A 25,585-nucleotide genomic window follows, 5' to 3' on the forward strand; every position below is an offset into this window, starting at 1 on the left:
CGCCTCAACTATTATCAATAAGTATTTCATAAATTGGTAAAGAAAGCTTGGAGTAATTTATTGTCTACTTCCGGCCAGCGAATATCGGTATTTACAAGTCCATTGAGGGTATTTTGGCAATCGAATTTTAAGCTAGATGTTGCATTGGACTCTGAAGATGTATTGTCTCCAGCCAGCGATACAACTGAATACAAAGCGTTATCAGTAGAAATTTGGGTACTGCGAAGTAGTTCAGCTTGCCAATCTTCATAGGAAAGCTGTTGCAGTGGGTAGCCCAAAGAGCGGATGCAGTTAATAAATTGACTCCAAGGAGCAGAATCGGAATTAATTAGATGAAAGGCTTTACCCAAAGATTCTGGCTGCTGCGACAGGTGGATTAAAGCTTTGGTGAGATAGTCTACAGGTGTAATTTCTACCATGCTGTTCATCTCTGGCGCACTTTTTAGTTGAATGCAGCTTTTGATGAATCTGTAAAACATATCATTTGAATTCCAAACGCCGGTTTGACTGTGCCATGTTATTCTACCAAGCCTGTAGATACTGCAAGGCAAACCGCGATCGCGTGCCATCATTACCATCTTTTCTGCAACCCATTTACTTTGGGCATAGCCTCCAGGAAGTCCTTGACAGGATTCCAGAGGATCATTTTCTTGAACAACCTCTAATTTGAAATACTCATCTGAGGCGAAAACGCTAACAGTAGAAATGAAATGCACAGGCTTGATTTTGATTTGACTAGCTAATTTCAAGACTTCCTCAGTTCCCCGAATATTTGCTGCTTTTAACAAAGCGTATGGATAAACATGATTCACCAAAGCGCCATTATGGTAAATCAAGTCAATTTTCCTAGCCATGAGGTGAAACTGCTCATCTGAAAGACCAAGAAGCGGTTGAGATAAATCTCCTAATACTGGAATAATCCGCGAGTTAAAAGATGCCTCCCAAAGTAAATAAGATTTCAAGGTTTCTTGGAGCCGTTGTTTACCTGCGGTAAAATTGGCAGCACGCACCAGACAATAGATATCTGCTTGAGTTTGTTGTAATAATTCAGCCAGCAAAAAAGCACCGACAAAGCCTGTTGCACCTGTTAGGAAAATAGCCGAAGGTTCACTTACAGGTTGATAAACTAGGTTACTAGGGTTAATTGTCTGGTCTAGGACAACTTCAGCTTGTAAGTCTACGGTAGTAATTTTATTTGCAGTCACAGTAGAGTCTGCCCCAGAGGTAAACTCAATAGTCTGAGCAAGTTCAGCGACAGTTGGGGCAGTAAATAAGTGGCGCAACGGTAAGTTAATCTGGAAAGTCTCATTTACCTGGGACATCACCCGAATTGTGGAGAGTGAATGACCTCCTAACTCAAAGAAATTATCCAGAACACCCACCTGCTTTAGATGCAGTACATTAGCCCAAATATCTGCCAATACCTTCTCTACAGAGGTACGTGGTGCCACAAAACTCACTGCCTGGGTATTATGGGAATCAGGAATAGGTAAGGCTTTGCGGTCTACCTTGCCATTGGGAGTTAAAGGTAAAAACTCTAACCTGACAAAAGCAGAGGGCACCATGTATTGTGGTAATTTTTCTTTCAAGAAAATACGTAACTCATTGATGGTTGGTGTTTGCTCCAACTGCGGCACAAAATAAGCTATTAAGCGTTTCTCTCCTGGAATATCTTCTCTCGCCACTACCGCATTTTCTCTAACTCCTGGATGCTGACTCAGTATTGCCTCAATTTCCCCTAACTCAATTCGGAAACCTCGGATTTTTATCTGATTGTCGATGCGCCCCAGGTATTCTATGTTTCCATCTGGTAGATAACGCGCTAAGTCACCAGTTTTGTATAATTTACTGCCTCCTACCTTCTCCCAAGGGGAGATGCTAAAAGCGATCTGCCTCACTTCGGCTACGCTCAGTGACCACCTGCCTTCTGCCTTCTCAAAAGGGTTGGGGATGAATTTCTCTTGTGTTAATTCTGGTCGGTTGAGATAACCGCGTGCTAATCCTGCACCACCGATGTGTAACTCTCCTGGTACACCAATAGGTACTGGTTGTAAATACTTATCTAAAATGTAAATATGGGTGTTGTCAATTGGGCGACCAATGCTTGGTGATATCTGCTCTTGATCCTTAGCAACTACCAGCCCAGAAGTTGTAACAACAGTATTCTCTGTTGGCCCATAATTATTCACTACTTGGAAGGGAACTGACGCTGGTGGATACTGATTAAGCTTATCCCCTCCAGTCAGGATGTAACGCAAAGCTAAACTTTCCGTAGTCCATTCTAAAGACAATAACTCCTGTGTTACTGGTGTTGGCACAAAACTGATAGTAATCTTCTGTGATATCAACCAATCTCGTAGATTTACTGGCGAAGCAAGAATGTCAGATTTGACTAAGTAGATACTTGCTCCTGCTGTTAGGTAAGGCCATAATTCCCATGCCGCCGCGTCAAATCCTGTTCCTGCCAGTTGGGTGGCTTTGTCTAAGGTCGTGATTTTAAAAGTACGCTGATGCCACAACACTAAATTTAACAATCCCTGATGGGCAATCAGTACTCCCTTTGGTGTTCCTGTAGAACCAGAGGTATAAATCACATAAGCCAAGTTAGTTGCTTGTACTTTAGTAATTAGATTATCCTGATTCAACTGAGAAATAAAATGCCAATCAGTATCTAAACAAACAACCTGTGCCTGATGCTTTTGGAATTTCTCAACTAATTGCTGTTGGGTTAGCAGCACGGAAGCTTGAGCATTTTCAAGCATAAAGCTCAGACGGTCTTGGGGATACGCTGGGTCAAGTGGCACGTAAGCCGCACCTGCCTTGAGAATACCAAGTAATCCCACCACCATTTCTAAGGAGCGTTCCACACATATCGCTACAAGCGTGTCGGGTCTCACACCCAAAGACTGCAAGTAATGAGCCAACTGGTTAGCACGACAATTCAACTCGTGGTACGTCAATTGTTGATTCTCAAACACCACTGCCACTGCATCGGGTGTACGCTCCACCTGCTCCTCAAATAACTGATGGATACATTTATCTATTGGATAATCTACTTGAGTATCATTCCACTTAACTAATAACTGTTGCTGCTCAAAAGCTGTTAACATTGGCAATTGCGAAATCCGCTCGCTGGGATTCGCGACAATTCCCTCAAGTAGAGTCACAAAATGACCAGTCATCCGCTCAATGGTGCAGCTATCAAACAAATTAGTGTTGTATTCCCATACTCCCACTAGTCCAGTGAGAGTGTTTTCCATTGATAAGGTAAGATCAAACTTTGCCGTGGAACTTTCTATTGGTAAGGAACTAACAGTTAACCCAGTCAACTCTATTTCAGATATGGGAGTATTCTGAAGAACAAACATTACCTGAAACAGTGGTGTATGACTCATATCTCGTTCTGGCTGCAATGCTTCCACCAACATTTCAAATGGCAAATCTTGATGAGCATAAGCTGACAGTGCCATTTCTCTCAAGCGCGGGAGTAATTCGTTAAAGCTGGGATTTTCAGATAAATCAGTCCGCATCACTAAAGTATTGACAAAAAAGCCAATTAACCCTTCTAGCTCGGTGCGATCGCGGTTAGCAATTGGTGTCCCCACCAAAATATCTTCTTGTCCTGTGTAGCGGTAAAGTAGGGTATTATATGCCGCTAACAAAGTCATAAACAAAGTCACCCCTTGCTCTTGACTCAGTTTTGTCAGTTGTTGAGTTAACTCAGCAGACAGGGCAAACTCCAGATTTGCGCCATTGAAAGTCTGCACAGCAGGTCTGGGTCGGTCTGTAGGTAATGGTAAGAATGTAGGTGCTGAAGCCAATTGTTCTTGCCAGTAACTCAATTGGCTGTTCAGTACCGAGCCTTGCAACCATTGCTTTTGCCAAATAGCGAAATCTGCATACTGGATTGGTAGTGGTAACAAGGGTGACGGTTGATCTTGAGAATAAGCATTGTACAGCGCTTGTAACTCGTGGACAAACACACCTATTGACCAGCCATCACTGACAATGTGGTGCATACACACTAATAACCAGTGTTCTGTCTCTGACAGCACCAGTAATGTCGCTCTGAATAGGGTTTCCTCAGCCAAGTTAAAAGGTTGAATTGCTTGTTGTTGAACTAGCTGCACAGCAACTAGTTCAATTTCGGTTGTCGATAAATGCTGTAAGTCAACTACTGAAAATGTCCAATTTGGTTGTGTTTGAATGATTTGAGCAGCTTGTCCATCAATGGTAACAAAGTTAGTGCGTAATGCTTCGTGGCGATGAATAATTTCAATTAAGCTTTGTTCTAAGGCTGTAACTTCAAGAGTTCCCACTAAACGCAACCCGATGGGGATGTTGTATGAGGCACTGTTCGGCTCCAACTGGTCTAAAAACCACAAACGCTGTTGAGCATAAGACAGTGGTATCTCTGCATTTTCTGCTCTTGACAATATGGGTGGTGCTGAAAGTTCTAAGTCTTGTTGCTGTAACCTTTGGATGTTTAACGCTAATTGGGCAATTGTTGGTGCAGCAAATAAGCTTCGCAAGGGGATTTCTACTTGGAAGTTAGTGCGGATGCGGGAAATGAGTTGCGTTGCTAGTAGTGAGTGTCCTCCTAGTTCAAAAAAGTTATCATGTCTGCCTACAAGCTCTACTTTCAGGACTTGTGTCCAAATCAGTGACAGAATTTCTTCGATGGGGCTGCGTGGGGCGACATATTTTTCTGATAATTCACTACTTGTCTCTGGTGCTGGTAGGGCGCGACGGTCTATTTTACCGTTGGGAGTAAGGGGTAGGGACTCCAGTATGACGAAGGCGCTTGGTATCATGTATTCTGATAGCTTTTCTTTCAGGAAGCTACGCAGAACGCTGATTTTGGGTGTCATCTGTGACTGCGGTACGATATAGGCTACTAGGCGCTTATCACCAGGATTATCTTCGCGGGCAATGACGCAACATACTTGCACATCTTCATGTTGGCTCAGTACTACTTCAATTTCTCCTAATTCGATGCGGAATCCCCGGATTTTTACTTGGTTATCGATGCGTACTAGGTATTCGATATTACCATCTGGCAGATAACGGGCTAAGTCCCCAGTTTTGTAGAGACGTTCTCCCCCCTTGCTCCTCTGCTCCCCGGCTCCTCTCCTTCCACCGAAGGGGTTTGGGATGAATTTTTCTTGTGTTAACTCTCTTGCGTTGAAGTAGCCTTGTGCTAATCCTACACCGCCGATATATAACTCTCCTGGTACGCCTACAGGTACTGGTTGTAAGTTTTGGTCGAATATGTAGATTTGTGTATTGGAAATTGGGCGACCGATAGGGATAGTTGTGGCTGTGGTTGGTAAGTCCTTTACTAAATACCAAGAAGAAAAGGTGGTATTTTCTGTTGGCCCATAGACATGAAGCAATTGCTGTGGAGCGCCTTTTTCGAGTACTTCTTGCACCCATCTGGGGTCAACCGCTTCACCACCAAATAGTAGATATCTTAAAGAACTAAACGCTTGCGGTACAAAATTGGCTAACTGATTGAATAAAGCTGTGGTTAAGAATAAGACACTAACCTCGTGGAAGCGCATATTTGCAGCAAATTCTTTCGGGGTGAGCAATACAGATTTATTGATGATGACTAGCTTGGCTCCGTGAAGCAATGCTCCCCAAATTTCAAAGGTTGCAGCATCAAAGGCAATATTTGCCGCTTGAGCAACGCGATCGCTAGGAGATAATTGTACATAATTAGTGTTGAAGACTAGTCGATTTACAGCCTGATGGGTTACTGCTACTCCCTTGGGTGTTCCTGTAGAACCAGAGGTGTAAATCACATAACATAGGTTTTCAGGACTGACTGTACTATTGAGATTATCTTGATTTGCGAGGGATATGCTCTGCCAGTTGCTGTCTAAGGAGACGAGACGCACCTGATGTTGCACAAGAGATTCTACTAATTTTTCTTGAGTCAACAGCAATGAAACTTGAGCGTTTTCTAGCATAAAATTTAGACGCTCTTGGGGATACTCTGGGTCGAGAGGTACATAAACTCCACCCGCTTTGAGAATCCCAAGTATTCCTACAAGCATTTCTAAAGAACGCTCCACACAAATACCCACCAGAGTATCTGGTTTTACGCCCAAAGACTGCAAGTAATGGGCTAACTGGTTAGCACGACAATTTAACTCGTGGTATGTCAGTTGTTGATTCTCAAACGCCACCGCCACTGCATCCGGTGTACGCTCAACCTGCTCTTCAAACAATTGATGGATACATTTATCCTGGGGATAATCTACCCATGTATCATTCCACTCAACCAATAACTGCCGTTGCTCAGATTCTGTTAATATTGGCAATTTGGAAATCTGCTCTTGAGGATTCGCCACAATTGCCTCAAGCATTGTCACAAAATGACCTGTCATTCGCTCAATAGTGCTGCTATTAAACAAGTCAGTGTTATACTCCCACCATCCCACTAGTCCAGTAGCGGTATTCTCCATTATTAAGGTCAAATCAAACTTTGCCGTAGAACTTTCTATTGGCAATGAACTGACAGTTAACCCAGTTAACTCTATTTCAGACATGGGAGTATTCTGGAGGACAAACATCACCTGGAACAGTGGTGTATGGCTCATGTCTCGTTCTGGCTGCAATGCTTCCACCAGCATTTCAAAGGGCAAATCTTGATGAGCATAAGCTGACAGTGCCATTTCCCGAACATGAGTGAGTAGTTCGTTAAAGGTGCGATCGCCCAAAACTTCAGTCCGCATCACCAAAGTGTTGACAAAAAAGCCAATTAGACCTTCTAGCTCGGTGCGATCGCGGTTAGCAATTGGCGAACCCACCAAAATATCTGTTTGTCCCGTGTAGCGGTAAAGCAGCGTATTGTATGCCGCCAACAGAGTCATAAATAAAGTTACACCTTGCTCTTGGCTGAATTTTGTCAGCTTACTAGTTAGTTCGCCAGTCAGGGCAAACTCTTGATATGCCCCGTTGTATGTCTGCACAGCAGGTCTTGGTCTGTCTGTGGGTAAGGATAATAAAACTGGTGCGTCTTTTAGTTGCTGTTCCCAGTAACTCAATTGGTTTTGCAGTACTTCCCCTTGCAACCAGTTTCGCTGCCACAGTGCAAAATCTGCATACTGAATTGGTAATGGTGTTAATGGGGACGACTCACCTTGAGAATAAGCATTGTACAATGCTGCTAACTCCTGAACAAACACACCTATTGACCAGCCATCAGAGACAACGTGGTGCATACATACACTTAACCGCTGTTCAGTAGGAGATAGCACCAGTAATGTCGCTCTGATTAAGGCATCATTAGCTAAATCAAAAGGCTCAATTGCTTGTTGTTGAACTAATTTCTGTGCAGTAATTTCTTTTTCTGTTATGGGCAAATGCTGTAAGTCAACAATTGAGATTATTCTCTGTTCCCTATTTTCCGAACCTGATTCCCTAATAAATTGAGTTGCTTGTCCGTTAACAGTCACAAAGTTAGTGCGTAATGCTTCGTGGCGATGAATAATTTCAATTAAGCTTTGTTCTAAGGCTACAACATTGACACTTCCGACTAAGCGCAAACCCATAGGTATGTTGTAGAAGGAACTGTTCGGCTCAAACTGGTCTAAAAACCACAATCGCTGTTGAGCGTAAGACAGACTCAGTTGACTATCTTCTGCCCGTTTTAAGATAGGTGGTGCAGTTAGTTCTAAGTTCTGTTGCTGTAACTGCTCAATCAAATCTGCCAATTCTGTTACTGTAGCTCTGGCAAAAAATTCACGTAATGGTAATTCGACTTTGAAAATGTTGCGAATACGTGAAACTAATTGCGTTGCTAACAGCGAGTGTCCTCCCAGTTCAAAGAAATTATCATAAATTCCCACTTGCTCTACTTTCAGAACTTGCGCCCAAGTTTGGGCTAACAGTTCTTCATTTGGTGTACGTGGGGCAATATATTTGTCCCAGTTGCTATATAAATCTGGTACTCTCAATGCGCGGCGGTCTACTTTGCCATTTGGAGTTAACGGTAGTGACTCCAAGATGACAAACGCATTCGGGATCGCGTACTCTGGCAGCTTTGCTTTCACAAATTGCCGCAGTTCGCCAATTGTTGGTATTGAGTCTTGATGCGCTACTACGTATGCAACTAAACGCTTATCTCCTGGGGAATCTTCGCGGAGGATGACGCAACAGGATTGCACTTGACTATGTTGACTCAGGACTGCTTCAATTTCACCTAATTCAATTCGGAAGCCCCGAAGTTTGACTTGATTATCAATGCGTCCTAAGTATTCGATGTTGCCATCTGGTAGATAACGTACTTTATCCCCAGTTTTATATAATTTTGACTTTCGACTCTTAAGTTTTGATTTATCAAACGGATTGGGGATGAATTTTTCTTGCGTTAATTCGCTGCGGTTGAGGTAGCCTCGCGCTAATCCTACACCGCCAATGTGTAGTTCTCCTGGCACACCAATCGGTACTGGTTGTAAATGAGAATCTAAGATATAGATTTGTGTGTTGGCTATAGGTCGCCCAATAGGTACTGTCCTGAGATTGCTATCTAGTTGGCATTGCCAGTAGGTAACATCTATTGCCGCTTCTGTTGGCCCGTAGAGATTGTGCAATTCACACTTCAAGCGCTCGAAAAAGCGTTCCTGGAGTTCTTTGGGCAGAGCTTCGCCACTACAGATAACTCGTTTCAAACTATGGCAATTTTTTACACTTTGTTCCTCCAGAAAAGCCTGGAGCATGGAAGGTACAAAATGCAGTGTCGTTACCTGCTGTTGTTCGATGAGGTTGACCAAGTAAACACTATCTTTATGTCCGCCTGGTTTAGCTAAAACTAAACGCGCTCCCGTGAATAATGGCCAGAAGAACTCCCAAACGGAAACGTCGAAGCTAAAAGGAGTTTTCTGCAAAACACAATCTAGGGCTGTTAATTGATAAGCTTGTTGCATCCACAGCAAACGATTACAAATTCCCAGGTGGGCGTTCATTGCTCCTTTGGGCTTTCCTGTTGAACCGCTCGTGTAAATTACATAAGCTAAGTTGGTTGCTTTTACCGAGGCGATACCTACGGTAAGCTGCGCTAACGCATCATCCTGACTGAACCCAGAAATAGAATGCCAGTGAGTATCTAAGCATACAACCTGCGCTTGATGTTGAGGCAACTTTTCCAGTAGTCGCTGTTGGGTCAGCAGCACTGGAACAGCCGCATCTTCTAACATGAAGCTTAAACGTTCAATAGGATACTCAGGGTCAAGCGGCACGTAAGCCCCTCCTGCTTTGAGAATGCCCAATAATCCCACCACCATCTCTAAGGAACGTTCTACACAAATACCAACCAGCACATCGGGTTTTACTCCCAAAGTTTGTAAATAGTTTGCCAATTGGTTAGCGCGATAATTCAATTCGTGATAGGTAAGTCGTTCATTTTCAAACACCACCGCTACAGCATTCGGTGTACGCTCTACCTGCTCCTCAAATAACTGATGGATACATTTATCAAAGGGATAGTCTACTGCTGTATCATTCCAGTCAACTAATAATTGCTGTTTCTCTGTGGCTGCGAGCAAGGGCAATTGTGAAATCCGCTCATTAGGATTAGCCACAATACCTTCTACCAGGCTTACAAAATGACCCATCATCCGTTCGATAGTGCTGCTATCAAACAAGTCAGTATTGTATTCCCACCACCCTACTAGTCCATCAGCAGTGTTCTCCATGACTAAAGTCATGTCAAACTTGGCAGTAGAACTTTCTACTGGCAATAGACTCACACTTAACCCAGTCAACTCAAATTCAGACACGGGGGCGTTCTGGAGAACGAACATTACTTGAAACAGTGGTGTATGACTCATGTCTCGTTCTGGCTGCAATGCTTCCACCAACATTTCAAAGGGCAAATCTTGATGAGTGTATGCAGACAGTGCCGTTTCCCGGATGCGCGGCAGTAATTCGTTAAAGGTGCGATCGCCTGATATCTCAGTCCGCATCACTAAGGTATTGACAAAAAAGCCAATTAGACCTTCTAGCTCAGTGCGATCGCGGTTAGCAATTGGTGTCCCCACCAAAATATCTGTTTGTCCCGTATAGCGGTAAAGTAATATATTGTATGCCGCTAACAAAGTCATAAACAAAGTCACCCCTTGCTCCTGACTCAGTTTTGTTAGTTGTTGAGTGAGTTCAACAGACAAGGCAAACTCCATATTTGCGCCATTAAAAGTCTGCACAGCAGGTCTAGGTCTGTCTGTGGGTAGTGGCAAAAATGTAGATGCATTTGCCAATTGTTCTTCCCAGTAACTCAATTGGCTGTTCAGTACCGAGCCTTGCAACCATTGTCTTTGCCAAATAGCAAAATCTGCATACTGAATCGGCAGTGGTAATAAGGGTGAGGGTTGACCTTGAAAATAGGCATTGTACAGCGCTATTAATTCTTCGACAAACACACCCATTGACCAGCCATCAGAGACAACGTGGTGCATACACACTAGTAACCAGTGTTCCGTCTCCGACAATAGTACTAATGTCGCTCTAATTAATGCTTCCTCAGCCAAGTCAAAAGGTTGAATCCCCTGTTGTTGCACTAATTTCTGTGCAGCAGTTTTTTGTTCTGTTATCGATAAATGCTGCAAGTCAACAACTGGAACTGTCCAATTTGGTTGTGTTTGAATGATTTGAGCAGCTTGTCCATCAACTGTAATGAAATTAGTGCGTAATGCTTCGTGGCGATGAATAATTTCTAGTAAGCTTTGTTGTAGCGCGGCAACATTAAGAATTCCGGCTAAACGCAACCCGAAGTGGATGTTGTATAAAGCACTGTTCGGCTCCAACTGGTCTAAAAACCACAACCGTTGTTGCGCGAATGACAGTGGTATTTCTGCATTCTCTGCCCTTGGAAATATGGGTGGTGTTGATAGTTCTATATTTTGTTGCTGTAATTGCTGAATCGATGATGCTAATTCAGCAACAGTTGGTGTGGCAAATAAGCTCCGCAATGGTAGTTCTACTTTCAAGCTGGTACGCACACGGGAAATGAGTTGCGTTGCTAGTAGAGAATGTCCCCCTAGTTCAAAGAAATTATCATGTCTGCCTACAAGCTCTACTTTCAGGACTTGTTGCCAAATCAGCGCCAGTATTTCTTCAATTGGGGTGCGTGGAGCTACATATTTCTCTAATAATTCACTACTTGGCTCTGGTGCAGGTAGGGCGCGACGGTCTACTTTGCCATTGGGGGTTAGGGGTAAAGACTCCAAGATGACTATTGCCGAAGGAACCATGTATTCTGGTAGCTTCGACTTGAGGAATTGCCGCAGAACGCTTACTGTGGGTGTACTTCGACTTCGCTCAGTACAAGTCTGCTCTGGTTGGGGAACGATGTAAGCAACTAGACGTTTATCGCCAGGAGTATCTTCGCGGGCGATCGCACAAGATGCTTGTATATGCTTATATTGGCTCAGTACTGCTTCTATTTCTCCCAATTCAATGCGAAATCCCCGTATTTTTACTTGTCTATCGATACGTCCCAAGTATTCGATATTGCCATCTGGCAGATAACGTGCTAAATCCCCTGTTTTGTAGAGACGTTCTCCCCCCCTGCTCCTCTGCTCCTCTGCTCCCCTGCTTCTACCGAAGGGGTTGGGGATAAATTTTTCTTCTGTTAACTCTGGTCGATTCAAGTAGCCTCGCGCTAAGGAAACACCACCGATGTGCAGTTCCCCTGGTGTACCCAAAGGTACAGGCTGTAAATACTTATCCAGGATGTAGATTTGCGTGTTGGCAATGGGACGGCCAATCGGAGGAAGTAGCGACCAAGTGTCCACCGAATTAGTCAGAGTAAAAGTGACGATCACATGGCTCTCCGATGGCCCATAATGATTGTGCAGAGTACAGTCACTTAGCTGACTTAGCCATTTAGAAATGGCGGGAGTAATCTGTAACTGTTCCCCAGCAGTAATGATTTCCCTCAAATTACTAGTCACTAATTCACTACTAACAGCTACCTCCGCTAGTTGCTGTAAAGCAACAAAAGGAACAAACAGTCTTTCAATAGCTTGTTCTTGGAGTAAACCTAATAAAGCCAAGGGTTCCCGGCGTAATTCCTCTCCAATCAACAACAATGTGCCACCAGAACACCAAGTAGAAAACATTTCTTGAAAGGAGACATCAAAGCTGACAGGAGCAAATTGTAGGGTTTTTACTCCACTAGGAGAAATTGGCGAATTTTGCAGTTGCCATAATATAAGATTGCAAAGAGCAAGCTGATTCATGGCTACACCCTTTGGTTGACCCGTAGAACCAGAGGTGTAAATTACGTAACCCAAGTTATTTTCTTGCACGCCAGGGATGAGATTATCCTGATTTAACTGGGAAATAAGTTGCCAGTCGGTGTCTAAGTAGATGACACGCGCCTGATGCTCAGGTAATTTCTCAACCAATTGTTGTTGGGTAAGTAGCACTGACACAGCCGCATCTTCTAACATGAAGCGCAAACGGTCTTGGGGATACGCTGAGTCAAGTGGTACATAAGCGCCACCTGCTTTGAGAATTCCTAGTATTCCTATTAACATTTCTAGGGAGCGTTCTACACATATCCCCACTAGCACATCTGGTTTTACACCCAAGGACTGCAAATAATGCGCCAACTGGTTAGCACGACAATTTAACTCATGATATGTCAGTTGTTGATTTTCAAAGACCACCGCCACAGCATTGGGTGTAAGTTCTACCTGCGCCTCAAATAACTTATAAATACATTTATCTTGCGGGTAATCTACCTGGGTATCATTCCAGTCAACTAATAGCTGTTGCTGCTCAGATTTTGTTAGTATTGGCAACTGGGAAATTTGTTGCTGAGGATTAGTAGCGATCGCCTCAAGCATTGTTCTAAAATGGCCAAGCATCCGGCTAATCGTTCCATCTTCAAATCGACTAGCATCATACATCACCCTCAGCGACAATTGCTCACCAGGGGAAACTAAAACCGTCAGTGGATAATTTGTTTGTTCAATCCACCTAAAATTTGAGAGGGAAAAATCTTTATTGCCTTGTAGAACATCAGCATCAACAGGATAATTCTCAAAAACAACAATACTCTCAAACAAAGATGTACCCCTGGGAACATCACTCAGCCCCTGAATCTCTACCAATGAGCTATAAGAAAATTGCTCAGACTCAATCTGTTGTGCCTGTAAATCTTTTAACAAACCCAGCAATTCAGTCTGCTCGGAGATTTGTACCCGCACTGGCAGAGTATTGATAAATAACCCCACTATCGACTCTACACCAGCAAGTTCAGGCGGGCGACCAGACACAGTTGCACCAAAAACCACATCTGTTTCTTGGCTATAGCGAGACAGTAACAATCCCCAAGTCGCCTGCACCAAATTACTCATCGTCAATTGATGCTGTCTGACAAAAGACACCACTGCTGCTGTCGCTGGCACAGTTAATTCAATTTGTTGTTCACCATAGCCAGAATGCTGCTCTCGCATTGACAATGGTTTATCCACTGTCAAAGGAGTTGGTGTATTAAAACCTCGGAGTTTTTGTCGCCAAAATTCTGCTGCTAAATCTCGATTTTGTTGCTGTAACCAAGCAATATAGTTGCGGTAGCCCAAAGTTGGAGTATGAGATAATCTTTCACCGTGAGAAATAGCTTGATAAAACTCCAACAGGTCTTTGAAAACCAAAGGTGACGACCAGCCATCAAGTAATAAATGATGATGACACCAAATAAACTGATAAGTATTCCCATCCAACTGGATTAGATGTAGGCGCATCAATGGCGCTTGCGATATTTGGAACCCCTGTTGTCGCTCAGAATCTAGAAAAATTTCTAATTGCTGTTGTTGCTCTTGCGTAGATAAATCTCGCCAGTTGTATGTTTCGACCGTCACATTCACCTGTCGATACACCACTTGAACTGGCTGGTTTAAAGACTCCCACAGGAACGCTGTGCGGAAGATAGTATGCCGAGCTACCACTTGCTGCCAAGCTTTCTCGAAGGTTTTTACATCTAGGTTTCCCGTCAAAATGCAAGTTATCTGCTCAAAATATACACCTGAATCTGGGGCATACAAACTTTCAAACAGCATCCCCTCTTGCATGGGAGATAAGGGATAAATATCTTCAATATTTTGCCGATTAGTTTTGCTAAGTTCTAATTTCATAGATTTTGTAATATTTGATCCAGTTCTAGTTGGTTAAGGTTGATTAATGAGAAATCTGTAGGCGTATAACCTGCATTTTCCGGTGATAAACAATGAGTAATTAGTTCTTGTAAGGTTGCTACAAATTCTTGGGCAAGATTCTCAATCGTTTCGTGCTGATGGATATTGCTGCTATATGTCCAATCTATTTGCAGTTGTTCGTTAGCAATGATGGCATTAATGTCTAGCAAATAATGGCGCTGACCTTGTAAACTCTGGCTATTTCCGCTAGGCTCATCAGTCAGTTGCATCAGAGAGGATGTATTCACAACTTGAGCAAATTGTCCCAAATAATTGAAGCTAATTTCTGCTTGGGCAATTTTCTCTAGTTGGGCGCTAATTTCTGCATCAAGATTCAGATAACGCAATAAGCCATAGCCAATGCCTTTGTTAGGAATTGCACGTAATTGTTCCTTAACGGATTTTAAAGTAGTACCCAGATCGTCTTTGATTCCCAGTTCTACAACTACTGGGAAAATCGTTGTAAACCAACCAACAGTGCGTGATAAATCTACACCATCAATGATCTCTTCCCGCCCATGACCTTCTAAGTTGAATAATACTGACTCAGAGTTAGTCCATCTGCTCAATACCAGCGCAAGGGCAGTTAACAAGACATCGTTAATTTGTGTTTTGTAAGCTTTTGGGACATCTTGTAGGAGTGCTTGGGTTTCTGCATCGGCTAATGTCACTGAGATTGTCTTAGCCGATGCAGTAGTATTTACTCCTTGTGCATAGTCTACTGGGAGGAAATCAACTGCATCGTAAGATGCACTCAACCAATAATCTAGTTCTGATTTCAAAACTTCTGATTGAGCATATTCTGTCAGCTGTTGCGCCCAATTTTTGAAGGATGTAGTTTTGGCAGGTAGTTGAATAACTTCGCCTTGACTGAGTTGCTGATAAGCTGTCTGCAAATCTTCTAACAATATCCGCCAGGAAACACCGTCTACTACTAGGTGGTGAATTATTATTAATAATCGCGCTTTTTTGTCAATACCCAGCCAGAAAAATGCTACTTGTACGAGATTTTCTGACAGATTTAAACTCGCTTGTAATTCGTTGGCTGTGGTTTCAATGGTAGTTTTTATCTCAGTTTCTGAAACTGCCGATAGGTCAAAACGAGGGATAGTAATGCTATCTGTTGGGTCAGCATTAATTTGCTGCCATGTTATGTCTGTTTGGGTGAATCTTAGCCTTAAAGCATCGTGATGTTTTAGTAGTTGCTGCCATACTTGCTCTAATCTTTCTAGGTTGAGATTGGATAGTACTGTAAGGAGAAATGATTGGTTGAAGTGGTGTTTTTCTGGTAATTTCTGCTCAAAAAACCAATTTTGAATTGGTGTTAGGGGTAATTTCCCTGTGACTAATCCTTGTTCAATTGAGAGTGCTTTTGTTGTGCCTGCGACTGTGGCTAATTGAGCGATCGTTTGATTAGCAAATAGTTGTTTAACTGTTAGTTCTATTCCAGCTAGTTTTGCTCTAGTAATAATTTGAATGCTGAGGATGGAATCTCCACCTAGTTCAAAGAAGTTATCGTGTATGCCTATTTGCTCTACTCTTAATACTTGCGCCCAAATTTCGGTTAATTTTTCTTCAATGGGGGTGCGCGGTTGCACTATATCGATTTCTATTCCTGTGCGTGCTTCTGGTTCTGGTAGGGCGCGACGGTCTATTTTGCCGTTGGGTGTTAGGGGTAAAGATTCTAAGGTGACGAAGGCACTTGGTACCATGTATTCTGGCAGTTTTCCTTTGAGAAAGCTACGCAGTTCGCTAACTGTGGGTGTTATCTGTGGCTGGGGTACTATGTAAGCGACTAGGCGTTTACTTGGACTTACCCCGGCTGCGCTCGGTACGAGTCGCTCAGTACAAGTATTTCCGGGAATGTCTTCGCGGGCTATGACACATGATGCTTGCACATGGGGATGTTGTTTCAGTGCTGCTTCGATTTCTCCCAACTCAATGCGGAAACCCCGGATTTTTACTTGATTATCGATGCGACCCAGGTATTCGATATTACGATTTGGTAGATAACGCGCTAAATCCCCCGTTTTATATAATTTACTGCCTTCTGCCTTCTCAAAGGGGTTGGGAATGAATTTTTCTTGTGTTAATTCTGGGCGGTTGAGGTATCCTCTTGCTAATCCTGCACCACCAATGTGCAGTTCTCCTGGTACACCCACAGGTACTGGTTGTAAGTTTTGGTCGAGTATGTAGATTTGCGTGTTGGAAATTGGACGACCAATAGGGACAATTTGTGGATGAATTTCACGCTGACAATTCCAGAAAGTTGCATCAATACAAGCCTCTGTTGGGCCGTAGAGATTATGTAAATTTACATCTAGCTTACTTAACAAGCCTTCTTGCAGAGTAACGGGTAAGACTTCACCACCACAGAACACGTGCTTAAGGGAGTGACAAGTTTCAATTCCTCCCTGTTCTAAAAGCATTTGCAGTAAAGATGGAACAAGTTGAATAGTAGTTACCTGCTGCTGGGCAATTAATTTTAAGAGATAAGCACTGTCAGTATGACCTCCTGGTTCAGCTATTAACAACTGTCCACCTGCTAACAATGGAGCGTAGAATTCCCAAACTGAGGCATCAAAGCCAAAGGGAGTTTTTTGCAGTACTTTGTCTTTTTCAGTCAAGGGGAATGTTGCTTGCATCCAGAACATGTGGTTGCAAAGGTTACTGTGAGATAGTATTACCCCCTTGGGTTGACCAGTAGAGCCAGAAGTATAAATAACATAAGCTATGTTACTAGCTTGCACCTCAGCAATTGGATTCTCCTGGCTAAACTTAGCGATCGCAATCCAGTCTTGATCTAAGTGAACTACACGCGCCTGATGTTGAGGAAGAGACTCAACTAGATGCTGTTGGGTAAGTAGCACGGAAACTTGAGCGTCTGCAAGCATGAACGAGAGACGGTCTTGGGGATACTCAGGGTCAAGTGGCACGTAAGCGCCACCCGCCTTGAGAATACCAAGTAATCCCACCACCATTTCTAAGGAGCGTTCTACACATATCCCAACCAGCATATCCGCTCCTACACCCAAAGACTGCAAGTAATGGGCTAATTGGTTAGCATGACAATTCAACTCGTGGTATGTCAGTTGTTGATTCTCAAACACCACTGCGACTCCATCGGGTGTACGCTTAACCTGCTCCTCAAACAACTGATGTACACATTTATCTTGGGGATAATCTACTTGAGTATCATTCCACTCAACTAATAACTGCTGTTGCTCAGATGCTGTGAGTATTGGTAATTGAGAAATGCGATCGCTGGGATTCGCCACAATTGCTTCAACTAAAGTCACAAAATGACCAGTCATCCGCTCAATGGTGCTGCTATCAAACAAGTCAGTATTGTATTCCCACACCCCCACTAATCCAGTACTTGTACTGAGCGTAGTCGTTCGCGCAGCGTCTCGTAGAGAAGTAGTAGTGTTTTCCATTAATAAAGTTAAATCAAACTTTGCTGTGGAAGTTTCTATTGGCAATTCACTGGCAGTTAACCCAGTCAACTCTATTTCAGATATGGAAGCATTCTGAAGAACAAACATCACCTGGAACAGTGGCGTATGACTCATGTCTCGTTCTGGCTGTAATGCTTCCACCAACATTTCAAAGGGCAAATCTTGATGAGCATAAGCTGACAGTGCCATTTCCCGAACATGAGTGAGTAGTTCGTTAAAGGTGCGATCGCCCAAAACTTCAGTCCGCATTACTAAAGTATTGACAAAAAAGCCAATTAACCCTTCTATTTCGGTGCGATCGCGGTTAGCAATTGGTGTCCCCACCAAAATATTTGTTTGTCCCGTGTAGCGGGAAAGCAGGGTATTATATGCCGACAACAACGTCATAAACAAAGTTACCCCTTGCTGTTGACTCAGTTGTTCCAACTTTTGGGTCAACTCAATAGAGAGTGTAAACTCCAGATGTGCGCCATTGAAAGTCTGCACAGCAGGTCTGGGTCTATCTGTGGGTAATGGCAAGAATGTGGGTGCATTTGCCAACTGTTTTTCCCAGTAACTCAATTGCTTGTTCAGTACTTCCTCTTGCAACCATTGTCTTTGCCATAAGGCGAAATCTGCGTACTGAATTGGTAGTGATAACAGGGGTGACGATTGACCCTGAGAATAGGCATTGTACAGTGCTTGTAACTCCTGGACAAACACACCTATTGACCAGCCATCAGAGACAATGTGGTGCATACACACTAATAACCACTGTTCTGTTGCAGACAGCATTACTAATGTTGCTCTGATTAATGCATCATGAGCTAAGTCGAAAGGTTGAATTGCTTGTTGTTGCACTAATTTCTGTGCAGCAATTTCTTGTTCTCTCCAGGGTAAATGCTGCAAGTCAACAACTGTAACCGTCCGATTTGTTGGTGTTTGAATTATTTGTGAAGGCTTTCCATCAACAGTAACCAAGTTGGTACGTAAGGCTTCATGGCGATCGATAATTTCTTGTAAGCTTTGTTCTAAAGCAACAACATTAAGAGTTCCCACTAAACGCAGCCCGAAGGGAATGTTGTATGAAGCACTGTCCGGCTCAAACTGGTCTAAAAACCACAAACGCTGTTGAGCGAACGATAGTGGTAATTCGGTATTCCCTATCCTGGGTAATATGGGCGGTGCAACAAGTTCTAAATCTTGTTTCTGTAACTGCTGAATCGATGGTGCTAACTCGGCAATTGTGGGTGCAGCAAATAACGAACGTAATGGTAGTTCTACTTTCAAGCTGGTACGCACACGGGAGATGAGTTGCGTTGCTAGTAGTGAGTGTCCTCCTAGCTCAAAGAAGTTATCATGTCTACCTACAAGCTCTACTTTTAGGACTTGTTGCCAAATCAGTGCCAGTACTTCTTCAATCGGGGTGCGAGGCGCGACATATTTCTCTAATAATTCGCTACTCGGCTCTGGTGCAGGTAGCGCGCGACGGTCTATTTTGCCGTTGGGGGTAAGGGGTAGGGACTCCAAGATGACTATTGCGCTTGGTACCATGTAGTCTGGTAACTTTTTCTTGAGGTCGCTACGTAGTTCGCTAATTGTGAGTGTTACTTGTGGCTGGGCTACGATGTAGGCAACTAGGCGCTTGTCACTCCTGATATCTTCACGGGCTACAACACATGATGCTTGTACATTGGGATGTTGGCTTAGTACTGCTTCAATTTCTCCCAACTCAATGCGGAATCCCCGGATTTTCACTTGATTATCGATGCGCCCCAGGTATTCTATTTTGCCATCTGGTAAATAACGAGCCAAGTCTCCTGTTTTGTACAACCGTTCTCTCTCCCTGCTCCCTGCTCCCTGCCCCTGGTCACTGAGCGTAGCCGAAGTGCTGCCTCCACTGAAGGGGTTGGGGATAAATTTTTCTTGTGTTAACTCTGGACGGTTGAAGTAGCCTCTTGCTAATCCTGCACCACCGATATGTAACTCTCCTGGTACACCCACAGGTACTGGTTGTAAGTTTTGGTCAAGTATGTAGATTTGCGTGTTATCAATTGGACGGCCAATAGAAATCAAGCTCTCATTGGATTCGAGTTGAGATACCGATGACCAAATAGTAGCTTCTGTTGGCCCATAAAGGTTCCACAAAGAGGCGCTTTTGGCAAGTAATTGATTAACTAGATCCCAAGGTAAAGCTTCGCCGCCGCAAAGTATTTTTAGATCGCTAAATTGGTAGTTGGAGTCTAAAAGCAATCTCCAAGTAGCTGGAGTTGCTTGCATAATTGTTGCCTTAGACTTAACTAGCAAGTCAAATAACTCTCTTCCATCAAGGGTCACGTCACGACTGGCTATGACCAAACACGCACCTACAGTTATGGGCAGAAAAATTTCTAAAGCAGCAATATCAAAGGCAATAGTAGTGATTGCAAGCAGTGTATCTTGTTTTGTGATTCCTGGACGCTGCTGCATGGCAGATAGAAAATTGCTCACAGATTTATGTGAAATCTGCACGCCTTTGGGCTGACCAGTAGAACCAGAAGTATAAATCACATAAGCTAAGTTACTAGCTTGGACATCAGCGATACCTACGGTAAGCTGCGCTAACGCATTTTCTTGGTTCAACTGAGAAATCAACTGCCAGTCAGTATCCAAGTTTACAAGCTGCGCCTGACACTCAGGTAATTTCTCAACTAAATGGTGTTGACTCAGCAGCACTGAGACTTGAGCATCTTCCAAGATAAAGCGCAAACGCTCTTGAGGATATTCTGGGTCAAGTGGTACGTAAGTCCCACCTGCCTTGAGAATGCCCAATAGTCCTACGACCATCTCTAAAGAGCGCTCCACACAAATGCCCACCAGCACATCTGGTTTGACACCCAAAGACCGCAAATAATGCGCCAATTGGTTGGCACGACAATTCAACTCGTGATACGTCAATTGTTGATTTTCAAATACTACCGCCACAGCATCTGGGGTACTCAAAGACTGTTCTTCAAACAACTGATGAATACATTTATCTTGGGGATAATCTACTTGAGTATCATTCCACTCCACTAATAACTGTTGCTGCTCAGATGCTGTGAGCATTGGCAATTGGGAAATCCGCTCGCTGGGATTTGCCACAATTGCCTCAAGCAGTGTCAGAAAATGACCACTTATGCGCTCAATGGTGCTGCTATCAAACAAGTCAGTGTTATACTCCCACCACCCAAAGAGTCCATTGGGAGTGTTTTCCATTGTTAAAGTTAAATCAAACTTTGCCGTAGTAATTCCTATTGGCAATCCACTGACACTTAACCCAGTCAACTCTATTTCAGACATGGGAGCGTTCAGGAGAACGAACATCACTTGGAACAATGGTGTATGGCTGAGATCCCGTTCTGGCTGCAATGCTTCCACCAACATTTCAAAGGGCAAATCTTGATGAGCGTATGCGGATAATGCCATTTCTCTCAGGCGCGGGAGTAATTCGTTAAAACTGGGGTTCCCTGCTAAATCAGTCCGCATCACCAAAGTATTGACAAAAAAGCCAATTAGACCTTCTAGCTCGGTGCGATCGCGGTTAGCAATTGGTGTCCCCACCAAAATATCTTCTTGTCCTGTGTAGCGGTAAAGCAGGGTATTATAAGCCGCTAACAAAGTCATAAACAAAGTTACCCCTTGCTGTTGACTGAGCTGCAACAACTTTTGAGTTAACTCAACAGACAGAGTAAATACATGATATGAGCCATTGAAAGTCTGCACAGCAGGTCTGGGTCTATCTGTCGGTAGTGGCAAGAATGTGGGTGCATTTGCCAATTGTTGTTGCCAGTAACTCAAGTGGTTTTGTAGTACTTCCCCTTGCAACCATTGTCTTTGCCAAATAGAGAAATCTGCATACTGAATTGGTAGTGGCAACAGGGGTGACGGTTGACCCTGAGAATAAGCATTGTATAGTGTTTGTAACTCCTGGACAAACACACCGATTGACCAGCCATCACTAACAACATGGTGCATACACACTAATAACCACTGTTCTGTAGGAGACAGCATCACTAATGTCGCTCTCATTAGTGGATCGTGAGCTAAGTCAAAAGGCTCAATTGCTCGTTGTTCCAGTAATTTCTGTGCAGCCGTTTTTTGTTCTGTTACTTCTGCTGAGGCAGAGGCTGCGCTCAGTGCAAGTGTGGGTAAATGCTGCAAGTCAATTACTGTTACTGTCCAATTCGTTTGAGTTTGAATTATTTGTGTTGGCTTTCCATCAACAGTAACAAAGTTGGTGCGTAAGGCTTCGTGGCGATCGATAATTTCTTTTAAACTTTGTTCTAAGGCTGCAAGATTAAGAGTTCCTACTAGACGCAAACCAATGACGATACTATATAAAGCACTGTTCGACTCTAACTGATCTAAAAACCACAAACGCTGTTGAGCATAAGACAGTGGTATTTCTGCATTCTCTACCCGCCTTAAGATGGGTGGTGCTGACAGTTCTATATCTTGCTGCTGTAACTGCTGAATCGATGGTGCTAACTCGGCAATTGTTGGTGCAGCAAATAAGCTTCGCAATGGTATTTCTACTTTCAATCTGCTACGTACACGAGAGATGAATTGCGTTGCTAGTAGGGAGTGTCCTCCTAGTTCAAAGAAGTCGTCATGTCTGCCTACAAGCTCTACTCTCAGGATTTGTTGCCAAATTGATGCCAGGATTTCTTCAATGGGGGTGCGCGGAGCTACATATTTCTCTAATAATTCACTACTTGGCTTTGGTGCTGGTAGGGCGCGACGATCTATTTTGCCGTTGGGGGTTAGGGGTAAAGATTCTAAGATAACGAAGGCACTTGGTACCATGTATTCTGGTAGCTTTTCTTTGAGGAAGCTACGCAAATCGCTAATTCTAGGTGTCACCTGTGGCTGCGGTACGATATAGGCTACTAGGCGCTTATCACCCCTGATATCTTCACGGGCTATGACACATGATGCTTGTACATGGGGATGTTGGCTCAGTGCTGCTTCGATTTCTCCCAACTCAATGCGGAATCCCCGGATTTTTACTTGGTTATCGATACGCCCCAGGTATTCGATATTACCATCTGGTAGATAACGCGCTAAATCCCCTGTTTTATATAAAAGTGCTGAGTGCTGAGTGCTGTTAGCGGTAGCGGGGCGTTTAGCCCGTGCTGAGTGCTGAATTGCCCCCCTGCCCCCCTGCTCCCCTGCTCCCTGCCCCTGGTCACTGAGCGTAGCCGTTGGCGCAGCCTCTCGGAGAGAAGTGCTGCCTCCATTGAAGGGATTAGGAATGAATTTTTCTTGTGTTAACTCTGGTCGGTTCAAGTAGCCTCTTGCTAATCCTGCACCACCTATGTGCAGTTCTCCTAACACACCTACAGGTACTGGTTGTAAGTTTTGATCGAGTATGTATATCTGGGTATTAGAAATTGGACGACCGATGGAAATTTTTTGGTCTTGAGTAGTGCATTTAGCGATCGCTGCACAAACACTCGCTTCTGTCGGCCCATAGGCGTTGAAAAAGTGTCTTCCTGTAGACCATTGTCGCATCAGTTCAATAGGACAAGCTTCTCCAGCGATAATGATTGTTTGTAATGTTGGCAGTTCTTCTTGTGGCAGGACTGCCAGTGCTGATGGTGGTAGGGTGACATGGGTAATGCGATCGTTCTTTAATCGGTCAATTAAAGACATACCCGGCATGAGAGAGTCTTTTGTTCCTAAGTAAAGTGTTGCCCCCGATCCAAAAGCCATCAATATTTCTGATATGCAAGCATCAAAACTGAAGGAGGCAAACTGGAGAACTCGACTATCACAATCCAAGCCAAAAGTTTGAATTTGAGCTTGAGCTAGATTGCACAATCCACTATGCTCAACCATTACCCCTTTGGGTTTGCCTGTGGAGCCGGATGTGTAAATTACATTCGCTAGATGAGTAGGCGTTACTACCTTAATAAGGTTATTCTGTTTGTTTTGCAGAATTTCTGACCAGACTTCATCTAAACAAATCAGTTTTGCTTGATACGCAGATAGTCGATCGCAAAGTCGCTGTTGACTCAGTAATATTGAAACTTGAGCGTCTTCAAGCATGAAGGTTAATCGCTCTTGGGGATATTCTGGGTCAAGTGGTACGTAAGCCCCACCTGCCTTGAGAATACCAAGTAATCCTATTACCATCTCTAAAGAACGCTCTACACATATTCCCACCAGCACATCTGGTTTTACACCTAAAGAACGTAAATAATGCGCTAACCCATTTGCACGACAATTTAACTCGTGGTACGTCAATTGTTGATTCTCAAACACCACTGCTACTGCATTTGGTGTACGCTCTACCTGCTCTTCAAACAACTGATGGATACATTTATCCTGGGGATAATCTACTTGAGTATCATTCCACTCAATTAATAACTGCTGTTCCTCAGATTGTGTCAACAAAGGTATTTGGTCAATTCGTTGCTGGGGATTTGCCACAATTGCTTCGAGCAAAGTTACAAAATGCCCCATCATCCGCTCAATGGTGCTGTCATCAAATAAGTCTGTGTTGTAATTCCATGTACCTTTGAGCGAGCCTGGCTCCTCAAGAATGGTTAAGCTTAAATCAAAGGCAGCTCCTTTAGACTCTGGAATTATTGATTCCAAAATCAAACCATCGATATCTATATCTATATTTTGGTGGGAGTGATGCCAGACTAAAGCTACCTGATAGAGCGGCGAAAAACTGGGGTTGCAGACAGGTTGCAGTCGCTCCACCAGCAGGGAAAAGGGATAATCTTGATGGTCTAGGGCATCTAACACACAAGAGCGCGATCGCCTCAGCAACTCTTGAAAAGTCGGTTTTCCTGAAAGGTCTCCTCGCAAGACAACAGGATTAGTAAAGTAACCCACAATATTTTCAAACTCTGAACGGCTCCGATTCACCATTGGAGAGCCAATTAAAATATCTTCTCGATCGGTATAACGTAGTAATAGTATTTGTAATGCTGTTAATAAAAGTATATAAAGAGAAGCACCTTCTCTGTTTGCCAATTCTGCGAGCTTTTGCCGCAGTTCTTCTTCAACAGTAAAAAAGCGGGAAGCACCATTAAAGGTTTGGCTTTGAGGCCTTGGTCGGTCTGTTGGCAAATTTAGCAGTGGCAACTCCCCAGATAGTTGTTGCTGCCAGTAAGTCCGCAAACTTTCTCCCTGCGAACTAGCGAGCATTTGCTCTGACCACTTGATGTAATCTTGATACTGATAGTTTTGTGCTGATAGTTGGGCTGCTTCACCTTTTGCGTAGGCGTAGCCCGTCGTAGACATCGCTTTATAAAAGGCTCTCAGTTCATCGGTCATGATTTCTAAAGACCGGAAATCCCCTACTATCTGATGTAGCGTGACTAAAAAAATATGTTCTTTGGTTGCTAATTTATCAGTTTTAATATGGTTAATTAATAAGTCAAAGCGCAATATCGGGCCCTGTTCTAAGTTAAAGGGGCGATCGCTTCTTTCTGAAAGCCATTTATTTACATCATCTTGGCCAAGATCGAAAGTTTCTTGGATGCTAAAATCAACTTGCTGGTTTTCATGAACTGTTTGCACAGATTCCCCATCAATGGTCGCAAAGGTAGTCCTCAAACCTGGATGCCTTTCAAATAGGGCTTGTGCTGCTTGCTTCAGGGCTGGAATATCCAAATTTGTGACTAATTTTGCTGCATAAGTGGCGTTATAAGCGCTATTGCTAGGTGCTAATTGATATAAAGACCAGAGTGCCTGTTGACCGTGGGAGAGGGGATAAGTTGCAGCCTGATTACTACTCTGGGATAAAATTCGGATAATTTCTGGTTTATATTGTTCAATTTCCCCCAATAACTCAGAGGTTAGTGACTTTTTAGGCGATCGGTAGCGCAGTTTTCCTCTATCAATCCAGAGTTCAACATTATTTGCTGAAAGGTATTCTAAAAGCTCTGTTAAATTCAT

Annotated in this window: 2 protein-coding genes; both read right to left on the reverse strand. The window is 43.5% G+C overall.

Features of this window, described 5'->3' with window-relative positions:
- Positions 1-26 precede the first annotated feature (26 nt).
- Positions 27-14,150, reverse strand: coding sequence for a non-ribosomal peptide synthase/polyketide synthase (locus tag V7K44_RS22780; protein ID WP_334934609.1), 14,124 nt, complete (start codon positions 14,148-14,150; stop codon positions 27-29).
- Positions 14,147-25,585 carry an amino acid adenylation domain-containing protein gene (locus V7K44_RS22785; protein WP_334934611.1) on the reverse strand — a complete coding sequence of 3,813 codons (11,439 nt, stop codon included), beginning with the start codon at positions 25,583-25,585 and terminating at the stop codon, positions 14,147-14,149. The genes V7K44_RS22780 and V7K44_RS22785 overlap by 4 nt, the downstream gene beginning before the upstream one ends.

It is taken from the genome of Nostoc sp. (assembly GCF_036917235.1).
Lineage (GTDB): Bacteria > Cyanobacteriota > Cyanobacteriia > Cyanobacteriales > Nostocaceae > Nostoc.

What these genes read in the sequence shown, in the direction of transcription:
- V7K44_RS22780 (WP_334934609.1), bottom strand. Translation starts at nt 14,150, where the DNA reads ATGAAATTAGAACTTAGCAAAACTAATCGGCAAAATATTGAAGATATT.
- V7K44_RS22785 (WP_334934611.1), bottom strand. Translation starts at nt 25,585, where the DNA reads ATGAATTTAACAGAGCTTTTAGAATACCTTTCAGCAAATAATGTTGAA.